A 2,238-nucleotide genomic window follows, 5' to 3' on the forward strand; every position below is an offset into this window, starting at 1 on the left:
GTATCTGTTTTAGCCTTCATTTTTCAGGTATTCTAATCTCATCAATTTAATGGAGGTTAAGAATATGATCGAAAAACAACAACCCATTGTGGCACTTGGCCACTCTTCTAAACCTAAGAAGGCTCGTCCACCACGCAATAATCTGTTGCTTAGTTTAAAGAAGAATGACTTAGAACTGAACTTCTACAGTAGTTTAGATACTGAAATTATGAATAAGCTGCTTGAGAAAGTCTTGCCATGATTAAGCTCAGTGACTTAGGGCAAGTCTATATCGTTTGCGGCAAGACGGATCTGCGTAAAGGCATTGATGGACTAGCAACTTTAGTCAAAGAACAGTTTGAACTTGATCCTTTTAGCGGCAAAGTCTTCCTCTTTTGCGGCGGAAGCAAGGACCGCTTCAAAGCCCTTTATTGGGACGGACAAGGTTTTTGGCTGTTATACAAAAGATTTGAAAATGGAAAATTGAACTGGCCCAGGAATCAAAATGAAGTTCAAGCTTTATCTTCTGAGCAGGTCGACTGGCTAATGAAGGGCTTCGCAATCAATCCAAAAATAAAGAACACGAAAGCGTGCGAATTCTACTAACACTTGACATCGCACGCTTTTTTGATATTCTTTTAACTAATAAATTTAGGAGGAAGTTTAACTCATGTCACAAGAAAATTTGGAAAAGATTATTGCACAACAAGCAACTACTATTCAAAACTTAACTGATGAAATCAAGCTCCTCCGTGAACAAGTGGCTTACTTAACGCAAAAACGTTATGGCAAATCTTCAGAACAAATGCCTTTAAATGGACAAACAAGTCTCTTTGATGAACCTGATGCTCAAGATGACGGAGAACGTCCCCGACGCCGCCGTTCAGACTATTACTTATAAAAGACAAGCTCACAAACGAAAGCGTGCTGACTTACTAGCTGCCCTTCCAGCTGAAGAGGTTCACCATGAATTAGGCGACAAGCATTGTCCTGATTGTCATCATGAGCTGATTGAGATAGGCAAGCAGTCAGTTCGCCAAGAATTATTGTTTATCCCAGCTCAACTTAAAAGGCTAGACCATATCCAACATGCTTACAAATGTAAATATTGCAGTCAAAGAAATTATAGCGACAAGATCATTAAAGCTGCAGTACCTAAAGCTCCCCTAAACCATGGTCTAGGTTCAGCTTCACTCATCGCTCATTCACTCTATCAAAAATATGAAATGAAGGTGCCGGACTATCGCCAAGAAAGCGACTGGAAGAAGATGGGACTAAAAGTTTCAAGACAGATGTTAAATTATTGGGATTTGAAAAGCAGTCAATACTACTTTAAACCAGTGTATGATCTGCTTAAGCAAAAGCTGTTAATGCGGCCAATTTTACATGCCGATGAAACTTATTACACAGTCTTAGAAAGTAAAACAATCAAGACTTACTATTGGGTCTTCCTTTCAGGCAAACATGATCAATACGGGATTACACTCTATCATCATGATCCTTCCCGGAGTGGCAAGGTTGCCTTAAACTTTTTAGGAAACTATCCCGGTTATTTGCACTGTGATATGTGGCAGGCTTATGAGCAATTGCCGAAAGCAACTTTAGTTGGCTGCTGGGCTCATGTTAGAAGAAAGTTTCACGAAGCCGTACCACAACAGGCTTCTGAAAAGTCCCTTGCCCAAAAAGGACTCAACTACTGCAATCGCATGTTTTACTTAGAACAAACCTGGGAGAATTTGAGCAAACAAGAACGTTACCAGCTAAGACAAGCAAAGCTCAAGCCTCTAATGCAAGAGTTCTTCAACTGGTGTGAGAAAAATAAAATCACCGTTTTGCCAGGCTCTAAATTGGGAAGAGCCATTAATTATACCCTCAAGCATCAAGCTACTTTTGAGCATGTCTTGCTTGATGGCAATTTAGAATTATCTAACAATAAGGCCGAACGCGCTGTAAAATCACTCGTCATGGGCCGGAAGAATTGGTTATTTTCTCAAAGTTTTGAGGGTGCTACTGCAAGTGGCTTTATTCTAAGCTTAATTGAAACTGCCAAGAGAAATGGCCTTGATCCTGAAAAGTACTTGAATTATTTGCTTCAGAAATTACCGAATGAAGAGATTCTGGATTCGGAAACCCTTGAAGCTTATTTACCGTGGCAAGAGAAGATCCAGAAGAATTGTAAATAAAAGAACTTAAATAACCGTCTCAGTATAACAGTAACTGGGACGGTTTTTAAGTACACTATTTTATTTGACGCTTACT

4 protein-coding genes are annotated in these 2,238 nt (G+C 39.6%); all 4 read left to right on the forward strand.

What is annotated here, in order from left to right; translation table 11 throughout:
- The first annotated feature begins 64 nt into the window (after nucleotides 1–64).
- The 4 genes from CP370_RS09885 to CP370_RS08975 all read left to right on the forward strand — a co-directional run bounded on the left by CP370_RS09885 (nucleotide 65) and on the right by CP370_RS08975 (nucleotide 2,162).
- On the forward strand, nucleotides 65–241 hold the full coding sequence (locus tag CP370_RS09885; RefSeq protein WP_013438122.1) for a hypothetical protein: 177 nt from the start codon (nucleotides 65–67) through the stop codon (nucleotides 239–241).
- Nucleotides 238–585, forward strand: coding sequence for an IS66 family insertion sequence element accessory protein TnpB (tnpB, locus tag CP370_RS08965; RefSeq protein ID WP_005718145.1), 348 nt, complete (start codon nucleotides 238–240; stop codon nucleotides 583–585). The genes CP370_RS09885 and tnpB overlap by 4 nt, the downstream gene beginning before the upstream one ends.
- A gap of 64 nt (nucleotides 586–649) precedes the next feature.
- Nucleotides 650–880: a transposase gene (locus tag CP370_RS08970; RefSeq protein WP_005725993.1), complete on the forward strand. Its 231-nt coding sequence runs from the start codon at nucleotides 650–652 to the stop codon at nucleotides 878–880.
- Nucleotides 834–2,162: an IS66 family transposase gene (locus CP370_RS08975; protein WP_219520503.1), complete on the forward strand. Its 1,329-nt coding sequence runs from the start codon at nucleotides 834–836 to the stop codon at nucleotides 2,160–2,162. Before CP370_RS08970 ends, CP370_RS08975 begins: the two co-directional genes overlap by 47 nt.
- Nucleotides 2,163–2,238: the final 76 nt, after the last annotated feature.

The organism is Lactobacillus sp. UMNPBX19, assembly GCF_002553805.1.
Classification (GTDB): domain Bacteria; phylum Bacillota; class Bacilli; order Lactobacillales; family Lactobacillaceae; genus Lactobacillus.